This window comes from Microcoleus sp. FACHB-SPT15, from assembly GCF_014849525.1.
GTDB classification, from domain to species: domain Bacteria; phylum Cyanobacteriota; class Cyanobacteriia; order Cyanobacteriales; family Coleofasciculaceae; genus Symplocastrum; species Symplocastrum torsivum.
The window spans coordinates 23,245-42,119 of record NZ_JACJNU010000056.1 but is presented as its reverse complement, the minus strand read 5'-3'; the positions used below and the strand labels follow the sequence as shown (position 1 = coordinate 42,119).

General features: G+C 45.6%; 17 protein-coding genes. 14 read left to right on the top strand and 3 right to left on the bottom strand.

Features of this window, described 5'->3' with window-relative positions; translation table 11 throughout:
• The first annotated feature begins 13 nt into the window (after positions 1–13).
• The 13 genes from H6F98_RS22460 to H6F98_RS22400 all read left to right on the top strand — a co-directional run bounded on the left by H6F98_RS22460 (position 14) and on the right by H6F98_RS22400 (position 14,784).
• Positions 14–361, top strand: a complete 348-nt coding sequence (locus tag H6F98_RS22460; protein WP_192220941.1) for a DUF6883 domain-containing protein — start codon at positions 14–16, stop codon at positions 359–361.
• Complete coding sequence (locus tag H6F98_RS22455) at positions 358–669, top strand: DUF4926 domain-containing protein (RefSeq protein WP_192220940.1); 312 nt, start codon at positions 358–360, stop codon at positions 667–669. Before H6F98_RS22460 ends, H6F98_RS22455 begins: the two co-directional genes overlap by 4 nt.
• A gap of 56 nt (positions 670–725) precedes the next feature.
• Positions 726–875, top strand: coding sequence for a hypothetical protein (locus tag H6F98_RS22450; RefSeq protein ID WP_242058652.1), 150 nt, complete (start codon positions 726–728; stop codon positions 873–875).
• Between the two features lie 29 nt (positions 876–904).
• Positions 905–1,321 carry an EndoU domain-containing protein gene (locus H6F98_RS22445; RefSeq protein WP_192220939.1) on the top strand — a complete coding sequence of 139 codons (417 nt, stop codon included), beginning with the start codon at positions 905–907 and terminating at the stop codon, positions 1,319–1,321.
• 12 nt (positions 1,322–1,333) lie between these two features.
• On the top strand, positions 1,334–3,316 hold the full coding sequence (locus H6F98_RS22440) for a tetratricopeptide repeat protein (RefSeq protein WP_242058651.1): 1,983 nt from the start codon (positions 1,334–1,336) through the stop codon (positions 3,314–3,316).
• Between the two features lie 108 nt (positions 3,317–3,424).
• Positions 3,425–7,591, top strand: coding sequence for an amino acid adenylation domain-containing protein (locus tag H6F98_RS22435; RefSeq protein ID WP_192220938.1), 4,167 nt, complete (start codon positions 3,425–3,427; stop codon positions 7,589–7,591).
• A gap of 43 nt (positions 7,592–7,634) precedes the next feature.
• Complete coding sequence (locus tag H6F98_RS22430; protein WP_192220937.1) at positions 7,635–8,423, top strand: S-adenosyl-l-methionine hydroxide adenosyltransferase family protein; 789 nt, start codon at positions 7,635–7,637, stop codon at positions 8,421–8,423.
• A 327-nt stretch (positions 8,424–8,750) separates the two neighbouring features.
• The gene (locus H6F98_RS22425; protein ID WP_192220936.1) at positions 8,751–9,410 is read left to right on the top strand and encodes a DUF2301 domain-containing membrane protein; all 660 of its coding nucleotides are present in this window, start codon (positions 8,751–8,753) and stop codon (positions 9,408–9,410) included.
• 16 nt (positions 9,411–9,426) lie between these two features.
• Complete coding sequence (locus tag H6F98_RS22420; RefSeq protein ID WP_192220935.1) at positions 9,427–10,191, top strand: glucose 1-dehydrogenase; 765 nt, start codon at positions 9,427–9,429, stop codon at positions 10,189–10,191.
• Positions 10,192–10,841: 650 nt separating this feature from the next.
• Positions 10,842–11,453, top strand: a complete 612-nt coding sequence (locus H6F98_RS22415; protein WP_199348821.1) for a hypothetical protein — start codon at positions 10,842–10,844, stop codon at positions 11,451–11,453.
• 264 nt (positions 11,454–11,717) lie between these two features.
• Positions 11,718–12,380: an ElyC/SanA/YdcF family protein gene (locus H6F98_RS22410; protein ID WP_242058650.1), complete on the top strand. Its 663-nt coding sequence runs from the start codon at positions 11,718–11,720 to the stop codon at positions 12,378–12,380.
• Between the two features lie 218 nt (positions 12,381–12,598).
• On the top strand, positions 12,599–13,723 hold the full coding sequence (gene dprA / locus H6F98_RS22405; RefSeq protein WP_192220934.1) for a DNA-processing protein DprA: 1,125 nt from the start codon (positions 12,599–12,601) through the stop codon (positions 13,721–13,723).
• 62 nt (positions 13,724–13,785) lie between these two features.
• Positions 13,786–14,784 carry an endo-1,4-beta-xylanase gene (locus H6F98_RS22400; RefSeq protein ID WP_206759668.1) on the top strand — a complete coding sequence of 333 codons (999 nt, stop codon included), beginning with the start codon at positions 13,786–13,788 and terminating at the stop codon, positions 14,782–14,784.
• 50 nt (positions 14,785–14,834) lie between these two features.
• Here H6F98_RS22400 and H6F98_RS22395 read toward each other — a convergent pair whose 3' ends face one another.
• Positions 14,835–15,446: a hypothetical protein gene (locus tag H6F98_RS22395; RefSeq protein ID WP_242058649.1), complete on the bottom strand. Its 612-nt coding sequence runs from the start codon at positions 15,444–15,446 to the stop codon at positions 14,835–14,837.
• 216 nt (positions 15,447–15,662) lie between these two features.
• Positions 15,663–17,036, bottom strand: a complete 1,374-nt coding sequence (locus H6F98_RS22390) for a GH1 family beta-glucosidase (protein ID WP_192220932.1) — start codon at positions 17,034–17,036, stop codon at positions 15,663–15,665.
• A 271-nt stretch (positions 17,037–17,307) separates the two neighbouring features.
• Here H6F98_RS22390 and H6F98_RS22385 point away from each other — a divergent pair, with 271 nt between their 5' ends.
• The gene (locus H6F98_RS22385) at positions 17,308–18,135 is read left to right on the top strand and encodes a sulfatase-like hydrolase/transferase (protein ID WP_192220931.1); all 828 of its coding nucleotides are present in this window, start codon (positions 17,308–17,310) and stop codon (positions 18,133–18,135) included.
• 54 nt (positions 18,136–18,189) lie between these two features.
• On the opposite strand, the gene cysC is transcribed toward H6F98_RS22385, so the two are convergent.
• A complete protein-coding gene (gene cysC / locus H6F98_RS22380) occupies positions 18,190–18,765 on the bottom strand; it encodes an adenylyl-sulfate kinase (protein ID WP_242058648.1) in 576 nt (191 codons plus the stop codon).
• Between the last annotated feature and the right edge of the window lie 110 nt (positions 18,766–18,875).

Here is an 18,875-nt window from a genome sequence, read left to right as displayed (position 1 = left end):
AAGGTAAACAAGGATGAAGCTGGGAGACATTGTTAGCCGCGTTGTTATTGATACCCGCAAGCTAACTGAGTATGCTCTCAACCCAGACAACCCGGTAGGTGCCAATAAAGCATTGATGTTCCAGCGTCATCTAGGTTTCACAAGAGACAACTATGATTCATTGCTAGAACAGATTTCGACCAAAGCGCCTACCTCGGAAGCGATTTTACAGCGTACTGATGAACATGGGCAACACTATCGCGTAGATTTGGCAATAATTGGAACAGAAGGACAGCAAGAGGTTGTTCGCACAGGTTGGGTAGTGGCACCTGATAGCGATTGGGCAAGATTGGTGACGCTATATGTACGGAAGCAACAATGACTGAGCCAGAACTATTTGATGTAATTGAATTGCTTGTAGACTTGCCAAAGTATAACCTCCGCTCAGGAGTCCAGGGTGCGATCGTGGAGTGCTACCCCGATGGTACCTATGAGGTGGAGTTTAGCAATAAGGACGGAGAAACTCTAGCCCTTTGTGAGCTAAAGTCTGAGCAATTCATTGTCTTCTGGAAGGCTAAAACCAAAACCATGTTGTCAATCTCAGAGCAGATTGCAGGTGTGATTGCCCGTCTATCTGAGGAACGTAGGCAGGAAGTATTAGACTTTGCTCGTTTCTTATATCAGAAGTAGTGTATTGTTTGGGCGTGATCGCACGATAAGCGATCGCGCGGAATGGACAGCCAAGCTTGGATATCTGGCAAGAAGAACTAGCGATCGGCAGTACTCTACCAACTCTACCCCTGTGGTTACGCGGTGAGATTTGCTTGCCAGTTGACTTGGCAGCAACCTATGAGCGCACCTGTCGAGAGCAACGGATTACAGTGAGCAGTGCTTAATTTTTTCAGGGTAGAGTACAGTTTCTTAAATGCGAGAGAAAATTCTCTACGGAGAGCGACGTCCCAATCCAAACTCGCCTGGTGGTCTTTCTAATGAACTGAGAGGCGCACACTCACCCAAAATTAAAAGCCGTTCCGATTTCGTCGTTGATGTTATTTGCAACAACCTAGATGGCACAACAACGGTCAAGTTGATAAAAGTATTTCCCGATGGAAACGTCTCCAGGAAAAAGAAGTCTACCTTGGCACCGGATACTTGGAGCGATGACAAGATTATGGATACAACAGACCAAGTAGCCAGTACTCCCCCTATTGCCATCCGTTTGTCGGATCTTGCAACTTTGCATCAGCAAACTGTCGATGGCGTAGATTGGGTAGTAATCAAGGATTCTTTAGACAATGTGATTTCTTCTTACCCCACGGGCGGCAATCCGACTAATTTCTGAGGCAGTGGTACTATGACGACTTTTCAAGAGTTAGATGCGTATTTAAGCCAAGAGTTTTCGGATGACTATTGGTATGATGATGCGAAGTTCTACGCTTGTGAGCTAGTTAAACAGCTAACAACAGACGATTGGAATGCTCTCAAGTATTCTTGGCGAAATCGCCCAAAGCATTGGCAGGAGCGTTGTGCGGAGATTCTCGATTGGGGAGATGCACGTCAGGCAGTTCCACTACTGCTGGAAATGATTCAAGTGGAAGATGACGAGTTGACCCTGACGGTAGCTGATTCCTTGAGGTCAATAGGTATAGCTGAGCTAGATTTACCTGTAGGTGCGGATGTCTTGTCACGTTTGCAAGCCCTAGCACATTCAGGTAATGTTGCTAAACTCATCATCAATCAGTTACTGAAACAATTAGAAGTAAAGGCGTATCGCAATTTTTTAATTGAGGTATTGCAAGCAACCCAAGATAGCAACGGCGACCAGCGAGTGGTGTACCCACTGTTGCAGGCGAACCTGGACAAGCTAGATAATAACTTTGCTCAAGCGTTGCGAAGCTGGGCGACAGCTACCTTGTCGGAATTAGAGGCAGAGCAAACACGACGCACCGCAGTAGCTATTGGCAATTTCAGCAACCTGATTCGGGAGTTCCCGAAAGGTCACCGAGCCAGCAATCTGGAAATTGCTATTACAGGCTATGAAGTCATTGCCACAGTTTTTACCCATCAAGCCTTCCCCGACCAGTGGGCTACCACACAGAACAATCTAGGTAATGCTTATTGTGAGCGTATCAAGGGAGAGAGGGCAGAGAATATAGAAGTGGCAATTCGCTGTTTTTCTTCTGCATTGGAGGAATACACCCGCCAAGCCTTTCCCGAACAATGGGCTGTCACCCAAAACAATTTGGGTAACGCCTACCTTAACCGCATCAAGGGAGAGAGGGCGGAGAATATAGAAGTGGCAATTCGCTGTTTTTCTTCTGCGTTGGAAGAATACACCCGCAATACCTTTCCGCAGGACTGGGCTATGAGCCAAAACAATCTGGGCGCTGCCTACTTTAACCGGATTCAGGGAGAGCGGGCAGAGAATTTGGAAACAGCAATCTACTGTTTCTCTGCTGCGTTGGAGGTACGTACTCGTGAAGACTTTCCCGAACAATGGGCTGCCACCCATAACAATCTGGGCAATGCCTACAGTAACCGTATGCGGGGGAAGAGAGCAGAGAATATAGAAGTAGCCATCCGCTGTTTTTCTTCTGCATTGGAGGTACGTACTTGTGAAGACTTTCCCGAACAATGGGCTGCCACCCACAATAATCTGGGCAATGCCTACCTTAACCGTATTCACGGCAATAGGGCAGAGAATTTGGAAGTAGCAATCCACTGTTTCTCTGCTGCGTTGGAGGTACGTACCCGTGAAGCCTTCCCTGAAGACTGGGCAGATACCCAAAACAATTTAGGTGTTGCCTACCTTAACCGCATTCACGGCAATAGAGCAGAGAATTTGGAAGCAGCAATCCACTGTTTCTCTACTGCGTTGGAGGTACATACCCGCCAAGCTTTCCCTCAAAACCATGCAAAAGCCCAATTCAACTTCAACCTAGGTCTTGCCTACCGAGATGCCCAACAGTTCTCCAAGGCTTACAGTGCCTTTGCCCTCGCCATCGATGCTGTGGAATTCCTACGCAGTGAGATTGTCTCTGGCGATGAAGCTAAACAAAAACTAGCTGAAGAATGGAATCCGCTTTATCAAGACACAGTGGAAGTTTGCCTAGAACTGCATGACTACACTGAAGCCATAAAATACGTCGAACGCAGTCAAGCGCGCAACTTAGTAGAACTCCTTGCCAAACCTGAGCTTTACCCCGAAGGAAGCATTCCCACAGAAATCCTCAATGAACTCGATCATCTACGTGAGGAAATTACCCACACCCCTCAGCTGATAGACATGGAAGTAGAGCGTAGGCGGCGGGGAATTTTGACTTGGAAAAGTGCCTGAGGTTATTCTTGAGAATTTGCAGCAATCCAAGCCGATGTAGTTATTACAAGTGTAATAACGAAGGAGCAGTACAATGGCAACACGCTTAAACGACCAGTTCAGAAGCTTATGAGCCAGCATCTTGCCGATGACTCCTGCACGGCGGCTGACGAAAAACTCAATGATTTAGAAGAATTAGAAGAAGCAGATGTCTTTGTCTTCCCGGCATCCTTTGCCCAACAACGGTTGTGGTTTCTCGATCGCCTCTTCCCAGGCAATTCTTTCTACAATGTGTCCGCAGCATTTCGCCTATCAGGTTCGCTCAACTCAGCAGCGCTAGAGCAGACGTTCAACGAAATCGTGCGTCGCCATGAAGCTTTGCGTACCACCTTTAGGATGCTGGAGGGGCAACTTGTTCAAGTAATTGCTCCTTCCTTAACTATCCCTCTGCCATTGGTCGATTTTCGCTCTCTACCCCCAGCCAAACAGGAAGCTGAAACTCGACGACTGGCAACCGAGGAGCGATCGCGTTCTTTCGATTTATCCTCCGAACCGCTACTGCGAGTCATGCTCCTACAGCTAGACTCATCAGAACACGTACTCCTGCTGAATCTGCATCATATTGTCTGCGATGGCTGGTCTATCGGAGTCCTACTTCGGGAACTAGGAACACTTTACACAGCTTTTGCCAACAACCAACCATCACCCTTACCGGAACTGTCCATCCAATATGCCGACTTTGCCGAGTGGCAACGCGAATGGCTACAGGGTGAGGTTCTAGAGACTCAGTTGGCTTACTGGAAGCAGCAACTAGACAATCTCCCCCTACTGAATTTACCCACCGATCAACCTCGTCCTGCTACTCCAACCTACCGAGGGGCAACACAATTTCTAGAGTTACCAAAAAACCTGGGTCAGGAACTAGAGGCACTTTCGCAGCGCCAAGGAGTGACTCTATTCATAACTCTCTTAGCGGCATTCCAAACTCTACTCTACCGCTACACGCAGCAAGAGGATATTGTCGTCGGTTCTGCGATCGCCAATCGCAATCGCCAGGAAATAGAAGGGCTAATTGGTTTTTTTGTCAATAGTCTGGTGTTGCGTACCAATTTATCAGGCAACCCAACATTTCTAGAACTCCTAGACAGAGTACGGGAAGTCGCGCTAGGAGCCTATGCTCATCAGGACTTACCCTTTGAGAAGCTGGTTGAAGAACTGCATCCAGAACGCAACCTGAGCCATCATCCCTTATTCCAGGTCGCCTTCAGCCTCCAAAACACGCCCATCAAGGCGCTAGAGTTACCCGGACTAACTCTCTGGCTACTGCATTTCGATAACCCAAGCGCCAAGTTCGATCTAGAGTTCCACCTGTGGGAATCGCCGGAAGGTCTTAGAGGACAGGTAACTTACAGCACTGATTTATTTGATGATGCCAGAATTACCCGGATGCTGGGACATTTTCAAACGCTGCTGGAAAGTATTGTCGCCGACCCCCAGCAACGCCTTTGTGACTTGCAACTTTTAACAGAAAGTGAACGGCATCAACTGCTAGTAGAGTGGAATGACACCCAGGCTAATTATCAGAAGGATTTGTGTATCCATCAGTTGTTTGAAGCTCAGGTAGAACAGACACCTGATGCCATAGCCTTAGTCTTTGAAGACGAACAACTCACCTACCGAGAACTCAACAACCGCAGCAACCAACTCGCCCATCACCTGCAAAAACTAGGGGTAGAACCAGAAGTTCTAGTTGGTATCTGCTTGGAGCGTTCTATGGAAATGATAGTGGGCTGCTTAAGTATCCTCAAGGCAGGCGGAGCGTATGTGCCTTTAGATCCCACCTATCCTCAAGAGCGTCTTAACTTCATGCTGGAGGATGCTCAAATATTCATCTTACTTACTCATTTGGTTTTAGCCCCCCTTTTTAAGGGGGATCGAGCAAAATGTAGCGAACAGCAGAATCAGTTATCCGTAGTTTGCCTGGACAAAGAAGCAGATGCAATTACCCAACAAAGCCAGGAAAACCCAATCAGTAGCGTCACACCTAACAACTTGGCTTATGTCATCTACACTTCTGGCTCGACTGGAAAACCCAAAGGTGTTCTAGTACAGCATCAAGGGTTGTGCAACTTATCTCAGGCTCAGATTCAGACTTTAAACCTAAGCACTTGTAACCGCATCCTGCAATTCGCCTCTGTGAGTTTTGATGCCTCGATCTTTGAAATTGTCATGGCACTCTTAACTGGAGCAACACTGTATTTAGCAAAGAAGGAATCCCTTCTACCAGGGACAGCCCTAATCCAACTGCTACGCGACAGAGCAATTACCCACGTCACACTTCCGCCTTCCTTGTTAGCCGTTCTACCTGCACAAGAACTTCCTGAACTGCGGACGATTATCTCTGCCGGAGAAGCCTGTTCTACCGATATCGTAAAACGCTGGGCTTCAGGTCGTCGATTTTTCAATGCCTACGGCCCAACTGAAGCAACTGTTTGGTCTACCGTAGCGGAACTCAGTGACGGTAGTGGGAAACTATCTATCGGTCGTCCGATCGCTAACACACAAGTTTATATACTGGACTCCTACCTACAACCTGTACCTGTCGGCGTTCCGGGAGAACTGTATATCGGTGGTGATGGACTAGCACGAGGTTATCTCAACCAGTCTGAGTTAACCACACAGAAGTTTATTCCTAATCCTTTTAGCCACAAACCTGAAGAGCGCCTTTACAAAACAGGTGATTTAGCTCGTTACCGACCTGACGGTAACATTGAATTTTTAGGTCGTATTGACGAACAGGTAAAGATTCGCGGCTTCCGCATTGAGTTGGGGGAAATCGAGACGGTGCTAAATCAGCATCCGGATGTGAAAGAGGCAGTTGCGATCGCAAAAGAAGACGTATCTAGTAACAAGCGTTTAGTAGCTTATGTTGTCCCAAACCAAGAGCCGTTACCGACGGTAGGGGCGCAAGGCTTTGCGTCCTCACTACGCTGTTTCTTAAAAGAGAAGCTGCCAGAGTACATGATGCCCTCCGCTTTTGTAATGTTGGAGGCTTTGCCACTGTTGCCCAATGGTAAAGTAGACCGTCGTGCCTTAAAGGGGCTTAGTACAGATAAGACCGAATTAGCGGAAGACTTTATCGCTCCCCGTACTCCAATGGAGGAAGCGATCGCAAAAATTGGGGCTGAGGTTCTGAAGTGCGATCGCATAGGAGTTCGTGACAACTTCTTCGAGTTGGGAGGTGATTCACTTTTAGCTGTCCGCCTCATGGCTCAGATTCACGAGCAGTTTGAGCGAGAGTTCCCGCTATCTGCCCTCTTCTTAAATCCTACAGTTGAAGGTCTAGCAAGTGTTCTAGGGCAAGAATCAGATACTCTGCCTTGGTCTCCTTTAGTTCCCCTTCAGCCTGCTGGTTCAAAGCCACCTTTCTTCTGCGTTCATCCAATCTTCGGTACTGTCTTTCCTTATTATGAATTGGCCTATTGTTTAGGATTTGACCAACCCTTTTATGGGTTGCAGCCTCTAGGACTGGATGGAGAACAACCTCCCTTAACTCGCATTGAGGACATAGCTGCTTACTACATCAATTGCTTGCGTAAAGTTCAGCCGTCTGGCCCCTACTTTCTCGGAGGCTGGTCTTTTGGGGGTTTAGTTGCTTTTGAAATGGCTCAACAACTGACGAGAGGGGGGCATCAGGTCGCTCTACTCGCTCTACTGGATACCCTTGCTCCAATTCCTGGCAACATACCTTCCTTTCGGGAGGGCTTCAAGTTTCTTCTGACCACAGCAACGCGCTCAATTTGGTCATTTTTACTCGACTATTTTTATTTAATAACTGCTTCTAACAAACACCAAACTAAGAGTTTCTTGCCGAGTTTTACTAATTTTAATAAGCTTTTTCAGTGGCTTGGAAGTAGTGAATCCTTGTCCTCGTTTTGGGGAAAAGCCGCTTTAGCTAACCTCATCCCTCAGGAGTCTAGAGAGCGAATACTGAGCGAACTAAACATTCGCCCTATACTTCGTGTCTACCAAGCGAACACCCAAGCCAATCTCAACTACGTCCCACAGATCTATCCAAACCCAATTACTCTTTTAAGAACAAGTGGTGAGTCTAGTACTGCTCATAAAGACTCAACTTTAGGCTGGAGTCAGCTAGCTAAAGGAAAAGTGGAAGTTCATCAGGTTCCTGGTAATCACCTAACAATGCTAAAGAAACCCCATGTTCAGGTTCTCGCTGAACAGCTAAAAATTTGTATCAACAAGGCCCAGGCTGAGGCTATTCGCTTAATCAACTGAAGAGTCTACCAACACTGTGTATCGTTGTAGTAATTTAATATACATGCCTGAAAACAAGCTCATCACGCTTTTAAGCGATTTTGGCTTGAGCGATGTCTATGTGGGAGTGATGAAAGGTGTCATTGCTCAAATCAATCCGGCTTTGACGGTTGTAGATTTAACGCACCAGATTCCACCTCAAAACATTGCGGCTGGTCGATTTAGCTTAATGAATGCTTACCCTTACTTTCCAGGTGGGACGGTGCATATTGCCGTAGTCGATCCAGGGGTAGGAAGTTACCGCAGAGGAGTAGCTATCCAACTTGATGCTGGCTTCTTGGTCGGGCCAGACAACGGGTTGCTTAGTGGTGTTTTGATCAAAAATCCGGTAGTTGCAGCGGTTGAACTCACAAACCCTCAATACTGGCGGACACTATCACCCAGCACTACTTTTCACGGACGAGATATCTTTGCTGCTGTAGGAGCGCATCTTGCCAGTGGTATTTCGATAGAACTGTTAGGAGAGGTGATTGACCCAAAAACTTTGGTGCAACTGGGCATTCCTGAACGGACACTAACGCCTACTAGTGTCACAGGTTGCATCCAATATATCGACCATTTCGGTAACTTAGTGACCAATATCCCTGCGGCTGATGTCGAAGGAAAAACTTGGTCAGTCGCGGTTGGTACCCACATGATCCCAGCTAGCCAAACCTATAGCGATCGCAAACTAGGAGACATTGTTGCTCTAATTGGTAGCCACGGTTGGCTGGAAGTTGCCGTTAACGGGGGTAGTGCCCAGTCTGAGTTGAAGCTAGACACGGGTGTGATCGTGCAAGTTCTACTCGCTTAAATTTATACCGTTGTCGCCTTAGTAAACCCAGATTGGCGGCATTAACAAGTCACCAGCTCGAACAAGACCACCAGTTATACTGAAGACACCTGTAACTACTACAAAGTTAGTACCACAACAGGCTTATTATCTTTTGCAGTTTTAAGAGCGTTGCTCTTTTGTTAAATCTCTTCTTCCAAGAGACTCAATTCTGTACGATTGAGTTGGGTATTGTAGCTTTTTCTTAAGAGTACCCAAGAGGTACGATTAGGAAAGATTACTGCCGTCACGAGGCTAAAAGTTTTTTAAGAGATTCAACACTTTTACAGCAACCAAGGAAAATCAACTATGACTCAGCTTATACAATCTGAACCAGAATTTTACCAAGGGCAATTTGGCGACTTTACGATTACCGAAAGCGATCGCACGGGTGTCATTATCTACCGAGCTGGCTTAGCCGTAGCCGCTCTGAGCTTCGCCGTCGGTACCTGGCTTGTATTATCCCTGGGTGATACCCCAGGCGTAATGAGGATGCTAACTCTCCTGTATGCCGTGTTCAGTTTAGCGCTGGGTGTTAGTTTAGTTACTATTCACATCTATCTTGCCGCCCTACACCGGACACTTCAACTCTTTTGGATTATCGGGAGTCTAGCCGCGATTGTGTTAGCACTTTCTAGCAATGAATCACTTGCCTTATCCGTTTACAACCACCCGATGACTCTTTTCGGAGTTGGCTTTACGTTTGCAGCTTTGACAGGTATTTATTTCAAAGAAGCTTTTTGTTTCAACCGTCTTGAAACAAAGTTCCTCACTCCGTTAGTTCCAATGCTGTTGTTGGGGCATCTTACTGGTCTTTTACCGATGATTGGAGAGCAGCTTCTACTGGGGATTTGGGCAATTTTGTTTGTCGTCTTTGCTCTGCGTAAGGTCATGCAACCGATTCCTCCTGATATTGGTGACAAGTCAGTCTTTACTTACCTCAAAGAAAAGCGTACTGCTCATTCATAAATTACTAGGAGGGCAGATGAGCTTGCAAAGGAAAGTGGCAATTGTTACAGGTGGCGGACAGGGAATCGGAAAAGCGATCGCTTCATCGTTTTTGAAAGAGGGGCTGAATGTTGCTATTGCTGAAATTGATGAGGACGCTGGGAAAGAAACAGAAGCAGAATTTCAGCATTTAGGTTCAATTCAGTTTATTCATACTGATGTCTCCAATGAAGATTCAATTAAAAACTTGATTGGTGAAACCGTTAAGAAATTTGGTGGCATTGATGTATTAGTGAATAATGCTGCGATCGCTAATCCAAAAAATCCACCCATTACAGAATTAAGCTTAGAAGATTGGAATAAAACAATTTCTGTCAATCTTACAGGAGTATTCCTTTGTACTAAGCATTCTGTACCTTATCTCAGAAAAAATAAAGGTACAGTAATTAACATTGCTTCGACAAGAGCTTTAATGTCAGAGGATAATACCGAAGCCTATTCCGCCGCTAAGGGTGGAATTCTATCATTAACTCACGCTCTAGCTATCAGTTTAGACTCAGATATTCGAGTCAATTGTATAAGTCCGGGATGGATAGAAGTGAGCGATTGGCAAAAGCAAGCCAAACGACTCCAACCCGAACTGACAGAACAAGACCATCAACAACATCCTGCTGGTAGGGTAGGGAAACCAGAAGATGTCGCTTCGCTGGCTGTCTATCTGGCATCTCCGGAAGCCGATTTTATCACGGGTGCAAATTTTGTCGTTGATGGCGGAATGACCCGGAAAATGATTTACCTGTGAAATTAGAACGATTACTAGAGTTCTTTTGCCATGTCTGGGGTACCTTCGACTAGGCAGTTAATCTGTAATGTGAACAACAGTGCGGTATAACTGGGACAACCCATCTTAAGCTTCCTTAGAGTGCTGATTCAGTAGTTGGAAAAATGGGTAAGGTAATGCTGACCTGAGGTGGTGATGTGATGGTGAGTGAAAACAATAGATTCTCCCTATTCCCCACCTTTATAAAAACAAGATTTTAGGAGCGGTTTTTGCAGAAATATTGAGCTATATTTAATTCATTTATAAAGTTGAGCGACTAACCGTTTCGTGTGCTAGTTGGAAAACCTTCTTCCAGAGTAAAAGGATTATTAGCCGGATGATTAAAAAATCATAGAAACTGGCTTTGAACAATTAGCGATACACAGCGTTGAGTTCTAGTATTTTGAGTTTAACAAGTTCCGAATGCTGCTGACCAAGAAATTCATTGAGTAAAAGGAGGTACTTTGTAATATGTGCAGAGTCGGGAAACTAGGTTGGAGTGATTGCGTCATGAACATCTTAAATGGGGCTGGAACCCTTAAAGCGTGTCCAAGCTGAACGATGAGGAAGATACAGCTATTCACAACGGTCTCAGGTGGCGCTACTTCAACACAACTGCTTAGAAAATTATCATGGGGATTTTAATTGTCACGACTTACCTGATAGCCGGACTTTCCCAGGTGTCGCTACCGTCTCAACCAGTGCCAGAATTGAAAGGGGTACAAGATAGGCTTTTATTCTCCTCAAAGCCTAATATTTTACCTCCAGAGTCATTTGAAGTGTTTCCGCCACCGCTAGGGGAAATCATTGAAGAGCAATGTCAATCCGTTCCGACAGGTGTAGGTATTCCCGGATTTCAGCCAGGAATTGTGAAAAATGATGTAATTCGGATGCTGGGTGCTCCTACTGGTACATCACGCGGCTACTGGCCAAATACCCGTGCCGTATTTTATGAATTAATTCCTGAGCAGGTAAGTTTGGGCTTTCTGTTTGACCAATACTCTGAACGGATTCGTCAAACGGAGGCATCCTTCCAAGCTGGGGTTGGTTCTGACATGATGTTGCTGACACTCAACGGAATGCTAGGCTGCAAGCTCAATGAGCAAATAGAACAAGGATTACAACAAGTACACCAAGGACAGACACGCCAGTACTCTTTTCAACTACATTCCTTGAAGGGTCTAATTCAACGGCAAAAAAGCGATCGCATTTATATTGGAATTTGGGAAGCAGACTTACACTAAGTACACTGTGAAGCACTCTAGAAGAGATTTGTGCCACAGTACACCTGTTCTTCCAAACTTTCCTAATTCTGTGCAAATTTATCTTGTTAAGGGTCGCGTTTACTCTCGTAGGCGTAGCTCTAACTTGGGTGAATTCGATTTTTTGTAGTTTGTACAGTACCCTCTTACATAAGTTCTAAGCTATCACGCCTTTAAATTGGGTATCAGTAGCGACCAAGTTGTTTACATTACAAGAATTCGGCAATTCTTGACAATCAGGTTTAAATGACGAACAGCTTAATGCGTTTTATCTATCGGCGAGAAACCTGGGTGCTAACAATTCAAGGATGGATAGTCACTCTCGTAAGTATCACGACTTTAATGGTATTTCTCCTCAACTATATACATCCGTTCCTTGCACCGACTTCTCCGATTAAGGCAGATATTTTGGTTGTTGAAGGCTGGGTACAAGACTATGTAATTAAAGATGCAATCCAGGAATTTAGAAAGGGTGGCTACAAAAAAATAATTACAACAGGCTTACCTATAGAGCAAGGATTTTACCTTGCTCAGTACAAAAATTTTGCTGAGCTAGCAGCAGCGACTTTCATTGCCCTCGGTTTTGAGCAAGATCAACTTATAGCGGTTCCAGGACCAAGCGTTGTGAGAAATCGCACGTCTGCTTCTGCTACGGCGCTACGTCAGTGGTTAGCCAACTCCGATTTGACAGTAGATTCAATCAATCTTTATAGCTATGATGTCCACGCCCGAAGAAGCTGGCTAATTTTCAAGCAAGCGCTTGCTCCTGAAATCAAAGTAGGCGTGATTGCTGCTAAACCCCTCAGTTATGATCCAAAACATTGGTGGGTTTCTAGCGAAGGGGTACGGTCAATTATTTCGGAAACAGTGGCTTATCTTTACGCACGTTTGATTGATTGGAGACGGTAAGCGCTTCGCCAATGAGGTGATGGGAGAAGTTCTCACTTCATTGCTCTTTTCTTATGAATTGAATTATGAAAGTCCACCAATACACGGCAGTTTTCAGTTAGATGAGGTACAACTCAGGTGTGTGAAACTTGCGTAGAGAGCAAGAAAAACAAAAAAGCTGATAGCTGATAGCTGACGGCTTTCTGCTATTAAAGACGCTGGTGCATTAGGAGGGGAAATTGGTAGAAGAACGTGCCTACTGGCTGGCTTGGTCACAAGTTGACCGTGTAGGACCTGTGTTAATCAGGCGTCTACAACAACACTTTGGAACTCTTGCAGAAGCTTGGAAAGCAAGTGCTACTCAGCTAGGGCAAGTTGAAGGCTTTGGGTATCAAAATGTCACAAGGATAACAGCAGCGCGATCGCAAATCAATCCCGAACAACTGCTAGAACAGCACTCCGTAAAAAACCCTAATTTCTGGACACCTGCTGATGCCGACTATCCCCGTTTACTGCTAGAAATTCCCAGTCCACCTCCAGTTTTATACTATCGAGGACAGGTTCACCCCCAGGAAAATCATGGAATCACTCCTATGGTGGGCATTGTTGGCACCCGCGAACCGACAGAATACGGTAAACGCTGGACACGAAAAATCAGCACGGCTTTAGCGAAGCATGGTTTTACAGTCGTTTCCGGAATGGCAGCAGGAATTGATACGAATGCTCATCACGGATGTCTCAGTGCTGGTGGACGAACGCTAGCTGTTCTTGGCACTGGCATCGATGTTGTCTATCCACCGCGTAATTTGTCTTTGTATGAGGAGATACAGAAACAGGGACTAGTCATCAGTGAGTATCCAGCAGGTAGCAAGCCAAATCGGGTTCATTTTCCCCAACGCAACCGCATTATTGCAGGATTGAGCCGTGCCGTTTTGGTGATGGAAGCACCTACAAAGTCTGGTGCATTGATTACGGCGGACTTTGCCAATGAGTTCTGCCGCGATGTCTACGCACTACCAGGTTCCTTGGATAACGAGCAAGCGTTAGGCTGCTTGGGGCTTTTGAGCAAGGGCGCTCATGTGATTTTAAATGAAGGTCACTTGTTGGAAATGCTAGGGGCAATCCCAAACCTTGACACAGTGGTACAGCTACCCCTATTTGCACAAGAACAATCCGCCCCAATCCCTCAGTTGGAACCAGAGTTGGCAAAAGTGTTGCAGTCGGTTACTTCAGAACCTACCTCATTTGATGTCGTTGTGCAGCAAGCGGGAATGGACGCGGGTTCAGTTTCTAGCGCCCTGTTGCAGCTAGAACTAATAGGGTTAGTCTCTCAATTACCAGGAATGCAATATCGACGATGTTGAGATGGTTTAGAAACAAGAGTAGATTGGGTGCGTTAGTACTACTGGCGTTGACAGCAACGATAATGGTTTTTCTTTCTGGCAGTACACAACCAGCAAACGACTCCTTGCGTTTTTTTGCACAAAAGCGGGGAATTGGTATAGGGGCGGCAGTGGCGATACGACCGTTGCGTAAAGATTCGAGCTATCGAACTGTGTTGGCGCGTGAATTCAACATGCTAACACCAGAGAATGTCATGAAGTTTAAGCCAATCCATCCCGAACGCGATCGCTATGATTTTGTTGCGCCTGATACCTTGGTTGACTTCGCCAAAAGACATGATATGCAAGTGCGTGGTCACACCCTGGTTTGGTATCAAAGCGAACCCGACTGGTTAACTGCAAACAAGTGGACACGCGAGGAGTTAATGACCATCCTCCGGGAACATATTAATACCGTCGTTAGCCACTATCGAGGGCAACTCGTCGCTTGGGATATGATGAACGAAGCGATCGCAGATAATGCCTCGCTACGAGATACAATCTGGCTCAAAACAATTGGGCAAGACTATATTGAATTAGCATTTCGCTGGGCGCATGAAGCTGACCCCAAAGTTCGCTTATTTTACAACGACTACGACAGCGAAGGTTTAGGTGCAAAGTCCGATGCCATCTATGCTTTAGTCAAGGACTTGCGGCAACGTGATGTCCCAATTCATGGTGTCGGTTTACAGATGCACGTCAGTATTAACAACCCTCCCAATCCAGAAGATGTAGCAGCAAACATCAAGCGCCTCAATGACCTCGGATTGGAGGTACAAATTACAGAGATGGATGTCAGAATTGGCAGTGGCACCGAGAACTTGGAGCAACGACTTGCCCAACAAGCCGCAGTTTACCGGAATATGATGCGGGTCTGTCTAGAAGCGGAAAACTGCACCGCTTTTGTGGTGTGGGGATTAAGCGATCGCCATTCCTGGATTCCTAGCCATTACAATCAACCCGATTTACCGCTAATCTTTGATAAGTCGTTCCGCCCAAAACCAGCTTATGAAGCCCTCATAGAAGAATTGCAAAGGATGTAGACCAACTTCAATAGTGGGCTAGATACGGAAAACCGCAGAAGAAAATAGTGCTATTTCTGAAATCGTCGCCTGATCAGCATTAGCCCTCCGAATGCGATCGCTCCTGCAACGGCAAAACTTCCCCATATTTGCACTGGCTGACTGACTCCCTCTGCTATGTGATTATCTGGGAGTTCGTCAGGATTCGTCTTAATGTAAGGACTTTCTCTAGTCCCACTTGGGCCTGATGCCACTGTGACAGTGTAGTTCATCTTAAAGGGTCGAAAGCTTGCGCCAAGTACAGGAGTTCCAGTCAACTCCAGCTTATAGGCTCCTATCTTCGGAAATATAACGTTCGCCCCTGGAATGCCTTGATACTGCTCTGCTGATATGGCTTTTAGAGCAGGTTCTAACAACGGGGAAGAGCCTTCTGTATGAGGTTCAGGGTAAATAGCGAGTTTGCAATCACATTGATTGAGTGGGAGAATCTGCCCACCTTGGCGAGTGAGGGCAACCCAAACTCGTGCTGGTTCCCCAGCTTTTGGATTGTGATTGGGTTCAACGTGCCAAGTACCAGCCACATCTCCCGATACCTCAATTTTGTGAGCAAAGGCAGGCGGGGCAAGCAATCCTAAACAAACTAACCATCCGAAGGTTCTACTCAGGCTTAATCGGTCGGGCATACAACCTTTGTGAAGATATAGGGTAACCGAAATCAATCACAGCCACAGTAGGATTTCTGGTCACAAGGCAAGAGAAAATTACCCATTTCTACCTAGATAGTAGTGTGTTCAATGCCAAATTTATCGTGCAACTCCATCGCAATTCTAGAGAGGAACCAATGAGCGTGAAGTCCATGTTTATGGTCATGCATCATAACTAATACTTCATTACCGTCATCAAACTACCTGATTACTTTGGATACACTCCCGATACCAATCGAAACTTGCTTTCGGAATACGCTTTTGTGTAGCGTAATCTATATAGGTGATACCAAAGCGTCGGTCGTACCCCCAAGCCCACTCAAAATTATCCATCAGACTCCACAAAAAATAACCTTTGAGTGGATACCCCTCAGTAATCGCTCGATGGGCTGCCTTTAAGTGCTGCCGCAGGTACATAATTCGGTCAGTGTCGAACACCTCACCCTTGACATTTACCTCATCTTGCGCGGCACAACCGTTTTCTGTAATCAGCACTGGTAAATCCGGACGCCCAACCGTCTCACTCAGATGACGAATACCCCAGTAAAGGCACTCAGGCACAATATTCAGCCAGGGCATATGCATCCGGGGGTAGCCTTTAGGGAACTCAAGAAATTCATAGCCTAATTCGTTATCAGCCGCCCGGACATAAGTGCCAGAGTAGACGTTAAAACCCAAAGCGTCTAAGGGTTGATGAATTGTCTCCAAGTCACCTTCTTGAATATCCGGCACATTCGCTCCCAACTGTTCCAGTAAAGCGGAACTATAGGCACCTGTTAAAGCTGGAAAAATGATGCCACCATTCTGCCCACAAGTGGGGAAGGCTTGTTTAGCTGCTGCCACATGAACGGGAGACTCGTTGATGGGAATGGTTACTGCAAGGTTATCGACTAATGCCACTGAACAGGGAACGGGCGAGGCGTTGCGAATCGCTTGACAACCCAAACCATGAGCAAGCAGGGCGTGGTGAGAGGTTTGCCAGACTTCTTTGACGGAGTTAACACGCTTTCCTGGTGCATGGGGGGGTTCTGTGTCAACGGCGTAACCCATGTGAGTGAAGCAGGAAATTTCGTTGAGAGTCATCCAATGGGTAATGCGATCGCCTAACCGACTAACAACGGCTGTAACATAGTCCGCATAATCAAATGCCATCTCCCGACTCTGCCAGGAACCATATAAATCTTCCAGTGCTTGAGGCGAGTCCCAGTGAAACAATGTGGCATGGGGAGTAATATCATAATTCCGTAGACAGTCAACTAAGCGTTTATAGAAATCCACTCCTTGTTCATTAACTGCCCCACGACCGTCCGGTACGATGCGAGGCCAAGCAATGCTAAAGCGATAATGTTTAATGCCTAGTTGTGCCATTAGTTGCACATCTTCTTCATAGCGATGGTAATGGTCACAAGCAACCGCACCTGTATCACCATTAAGCACTCGTCCGGGTGTAGCGCTAAAGGTATCCCAAACACTAGGTTTACGACCTTCTTCAATCCCCGCCCCTTCAATTTGATAAGCAGCAGTTGCTGCTCCCCACAGAAAATCCCCTGGAAATTGGTAGCTGGTCATAGACAATTTTTGCTTAAATTAGCGTGTGGAACTGGCTTGCAAGATTGTGTTTGATCCAAAGAACAAGATTACAAAAAGTACCGTTTCTTTTACTTGTGTTTTGCAACAACTGGGTTATCGTCAAGCTCAACTTGCCAAAAGCTTTGAGGAATTTAGAGGTGTTATAAGCATCACCTACAGATAAGGTTATATATATCTCACTCTAGGCACATACGATATAACTAAAGATAACCAAGTCTAGGATGTAAATTGAGCCGAGCCGCACGTTAGTATGCCGAATCATTTTGTGTACATCATTATGGATAGCTGTCGTTATGATAGCTACCAGGCTGCATCAACCCCCAACATGGATAAGCTCGGATTATCTGAGCGTCGATACAGCTATGCTTCTTGGACTTCCCCTTCCCACTACGCTCTCCTGATGGGGATGGTTCCCCATACAAGTCCTCGTGGTGTCTTTGCCTCTGAGGTATATAAGAAAGAATTCGCTAAATGGGTAGATAGGCTAGGAATTCCTAATTTATCTTTCAAAACCTTTGTTCCTCAACTTTCTTTACCTAAAGTTCTGAAAGACCAAGGGTATCAAACAATTGCGAGGGTTTCTCTGCCTGTTCTTAATCAATTTACTAGTATTAACAAATACTTCGATGAATTTGTGCTGATGGCAAATCATAATGATTTTGCTACGATGGTGAGTGAAATAGAATTTCCTGACCAAAACCCAAGATTTTATTTTCTGAATTTGGGTGAAACTCATTATCCCTATATGCTCGAAGGTGAAGATTTACCTCACATCTCCGGAGTTCATGGGGTATTTAATAAAATGGATGAGTTCTTATTACATGGAAATAAACAAAAAGAAGATACATCCTTTTTTGATCAGGAGGAAATGCAACGTTTACACAAACAGCAAATTAAATGTGTTGAATACATAGATGATCTATTGGGAACGCTCTTTAGTAAATGTCCTCCCAATACCCACATCATCGTAACCGCCGATCATGGCGAATTATTCGGAGAAGACGGTTACTTTGGTCATGGGCCAGTCATGCATGAAAAATGTTTTGAAGTACCTTTTTTAGAGGGGCTGCGCCCCTAAAATCTACTCAAATTTCCTCATTAGTAGGAGATCAGGGAATTTAGATATTTAGATTTAGTCTACTTCCATCTTGATAAAGCGCAACTCTTGCAGCCTTGCTAACACTTTCGAGACGCTCTCTTCTAGACTTTCTAAATCCGTTCTGCATTCTACTTCAGGATTCAGAGGGGATTCATACGGATCATCAATCCCTGTAAAGTTCTTTATCTCCCCAGAGCGCGCTCTCTTGTATAGCCCTTTCACATCTCGTTCTTCGCAGACTTCCAATGGGGCATTGACATAAACCTCAACAAAGTTGCCAATCTTTTGGCGCACTTCTTCTCGAATTTCCTGGTAGGGCGAAATTGCTGAAACTAGCACTATAACTTGGTTCCGAGTCAGTAGATTCGCGACAAAACCAACACGTCGAATATTTTCGTCTCGATCTTCTTTGCTAAATCCCAAACCCTTAGTTAAATTCTGGCGTACAACATCTCCGTCTAAAACCTCGACTTTGTAGCCGTGAGACGTTAGCGCTTTCTCTACGGCTCGGCTAATCGTAGTTTTTCCGGCTCCACTCAAACCAGTGAACCACACTGTCACACCTGGCTGCTTATATTCCATTGCTTGCTCTAACTTTCTGGATTGCATTTGCCTACTTTGGAGAATTTGCCCTACTTAGTCTTGCTTGTGAACATCCTTGATGAAAACTTTAAATACGGCATTGATTTAGTAAAGTTTCGTAAAAAAATTGCCGACAT

Coding starts and splice junctions, on each gene's coding strand:
- H6F98_RS22460 (WP_192220941.1), top strand. CDS start 14: ATGAAGCTGGGAGACATTGTTAGCCGCGTTGTTATTGATACCCGCAAG.
- H6F98_RS22455 (WP_192220940.1), top strand. CDS start 358: ATGACTGAGCCAGAACTATTTGATGTAATTGAATTGCTTGTAGACTTG.
- H6F98_RS22445 (WP_192220939.1), top strand. CDS start 905: ATGCGAGAGAAAATTCTCTACGGAGAGCGACGTCCCAATCCAAACTCG.
- H6F98_RS22440 (WP_242058651.1), top strand. CDS start 1,334: ATGACGACTTTTCAAGAGTTAGATGCGTATTTAAGCCAAGAGTTTTCG.
- H6F98_RS22435 (WP_192220938.1), top strand. CDS start 3,425: ATGAGCCAGCATCTTGCCGATGACTCCTGCACGGCGGCTGACGAAAAA.
- H6F98_RS22430 (WP_192220937.1), top strand. CDS start 7,635: ATGCCTGAAAACAAGCTCATCACGCTTTTAAGCGATTTTGGCTTGAGC.
- H6F98_RS22425 (WP_192220936.1), top strand. CDS start 8,751: ATGACTCAGCTTATACAATCTGAACCAGAATTTTACCAAGGGCAATTT.
- H6F98_RS22420 (WP_192220935.1), top strand. CDS start 9,427: ATGAGCTTGCAAAGGAAAGTGGCAATTGTTACAGGTGGCGGACAGGGA.
- H6F98_RS22415 (WP_199348821.1), top strand. CDS start 10,842: ATGGGGATTTTAATTGTCACGACTTACCTGATAGCCGGACTTTCCCAG.
- H6F98_RS22410 (WP_242058650.1), top strand. CDS start 11,718: ATGACGAACAGCTTAATGCGTTTTATCTATCGGCGAGAAACCTGGGTG.
- H6F98_RS22400 (WP_206759668.1), top strand. CDS start 13,786: ATGGTTTTTCTTTCTGGCAGTACACAACCAGCAAACGACTCCTTGCGT.
- H6F98_RS22395 (WP_242058649.1), bottom strand. CDS start 15,446: ATGCCCGACCGATTAAGCCTGAGTAGAACCTTCGGATGGTTAGTTTGT.
- H6F98_RS22390 (WP_192220932.1), bottom strand. CDS start 17,036: ATGACCAGCTACCAATTTCCAGGGGATTTTCTGTGGGGAGCAGCAACT.
- H6F98_RS22385 (WP_192220931.1), top strand. CDS start 17,308: ATGCCGAATCATTTTGTGTACATCATTATGGATAGCTGTCGTTATGAT.
- cysC (WP_242058648.1), bottom strand. CDS start 18,765: ATGCAATCCAGAAAGTTAGAGCAAGCAATGGAATATAAGCAGCCAGGT.